The organism is Vibrio salilacus (genome assembly GCF_002811245.1).
Classification (GTDB): domain Bacteria; phylum Pseudomonadota; class Gammaproteobacteria; order Enterobacterales; family Vibrionaceae; genus Vibrio; species Vibrio salilacus.
This window is the reverse complement of record NZ_NIVQ01000087.1, coordinates 1-1115: the sequence shown is the minus strand read 5'-3', so window position 1 is coordinate 1115 and position 1115 is coordinate 1. Positions and strand designations below refer to the sequence as shown.

Below are 1115 nucleotides of genomic sequence, written 5' to 3'. Positions count from 1 at the left end.
TCCAGTTTATTTCCACTTTTGCCAACACCGTTTTTCAGCACTTTGAAAAACTCAAATCAGGCGCAGTTTTAAAGCGCCTGCCACTGAAACCGCTTGGAACTTACAGCGCCGTAGAAAACTGGCTAAAAGCACCAAAAAGATCTTTTGGACAGGCAATGCCACAAAGCTGACTTTCAACGAGTACATTTGCGTCTGAAACGGCAAAACAAAACCACAACATTAACAACCAAACGAAACTTCAGCAAACCACACCAAGGCAAAAATCGAGCAAAGTTACACAATTCATTAGCCTTAAACTTTATGCTTTAGCTGCGTTTTTACCACTGGCAACTAACGCCGCATTAAGGGGTGAGCAACGCATGACCACGAAGCTCAACCTTGCCACCGTAAACACTGAACCCAACCAGAACAAAAAATGTCCCGCGTTGGGAATCCCTCTTAAATGCTTTGTTATGCCTGTTCTTTTTTCTCTACAGCCTTTGCACTTGCAACGCCAACACCGACACACGCAACGGCAACACCTAGAATTTTGAACCATGTAGGTTTTTCGGACAAAAGCGCTGTAGCCAAAGCGCCTGTTGCGCCAAGAGCAATTCCCGTTTTCACTTGTTTTGATGTGATACCAAGTCCGAAAACAAAGTTAACAAATTGCTCACAGTTTCTATCAGTAACTGAATATTTCCAGACATCAATTTGAGCACGAGCATTTTGAATAGCGAGTTCAACTGGTACGGGTAAGCTGATGTCTGCAAGGTATGTTTTTGCACCTTGAGTAACTACACCAACGCTTTCTTCTTTTACTGTACCCGTTCTTTCTGAAGCCGAAATTAACATATAAAAACCTTCAGAACACTTTCGGTCAGAGACCAATGCCCAATGCTGGTATGGAAATGGGCCCATACTAAAGTTGGAAACTAGAACATCACCAGGTTTAATCGTCGAAAAATCCATTTTTTACTCTTCCATTGATATACACTCGGATCAATATGAGGGTGGATATTTCTATTTCAAGAGCGATTAAGGCATAACGCCGCATTAAGGTGTGAGCGACGCTTGCCTATACTTTGAGCGAAGCGAAAACGGCAAGCGTTGCGAATCACTCTTAAATGCTTTGT

1 protein-coding gene is annotated in these 1115 nt (G+C 42.7%); it reads right to left on the bottom strand.

What is annotated here, in order from left to right; translation table 11 throughout:
* Positions 1 to 450: 450 nt before the first annotated feature.
* Positions 451 to 951, bottom strand: a complete 501-nt coding sequence (locus CDZ87_RS16905; protein ID WP_100754560.1) for a lecithin retinol acyltransferase family protein — start codon at positions 949 to 951, stop codon at positions 451 to 453.
* Positions 952 to 1115 lie beyond the last annotated feature (164 nt).

Bases quoted from the DNA above. Each gene is read 5' to 3' on its own strand.
- CDZ87_RS16905 (WP_100754560.1), bottom strand. From the start codon at position 951: ATGGATTTTTCGACGATTAAACCTGGTGATGTTCTAGTTTCCAACTTT.